Source organism: Pseudoalteromonas sp. S1609, assembly GCF_005887255.1.
GTDB lineage: Bacteria > Pseudomonadota > Gammaproteobacteria > Enterobacterales > Alteromonadaceae > Pseudoalteromonas.
This window is the reverse complement of sequence record NZ_PNDJ01000049.1, coordinates 1-427: the sequence shown is the minus strand read 5'-3', so window position 1 is coordinate 427 and position 427 is coordinate 1. Positions and strand designations below refer to the sequence as shown.

Below are 427 nucleotides of genomic sequence, written 5' to 3'. Positions count from 1 at the left end.
GTTTAAGATTTCTGTACTTGGTTTTATTGCGATGGGGGGACGGAGCAGGCTAAGCAAGCATGGCGATGGTAGTCCATGTGAAAGTGTGTAGGCTAGTGACTTAGGTAAATCCGGGTTGCTGTTAGGCTGAGACACGAGACGAGTCACTACGGTGATGAAGTTGCTGATGCCATACTTCCAGGAAAAGCCTCTAAGCTTCAGATTATACCGAATCGTACCCCAAACCGACACAGGTGGTCAGGTAGAGAATACTAAGGCGCTTGAGAGAACTCGGGTGAAGGAACTAGGCAAAATCGTACCGTAACTTCGGGAGAAGGTACGCTCCGATTGGTGATGAGACTTGCTCTCTAAGCTGATTGGAGCCGCAGTGACCAGGTGGCTGGGACTGTGTATTTATCACACAGCGCTGTGCAAATTCGCAAGATGC

At 49.4% G+C, this 427-nt stretch carries 1 rRNA gene; it reads left to right on the top strand.

Features of this window, described 5'->3' with window-relative positions:
* Window positions 1-427: ribosomal RNA gene (locus tag CWB76_RS20155) — 23S ribosomal RNA — on the top strand; the annotation flags it as partial.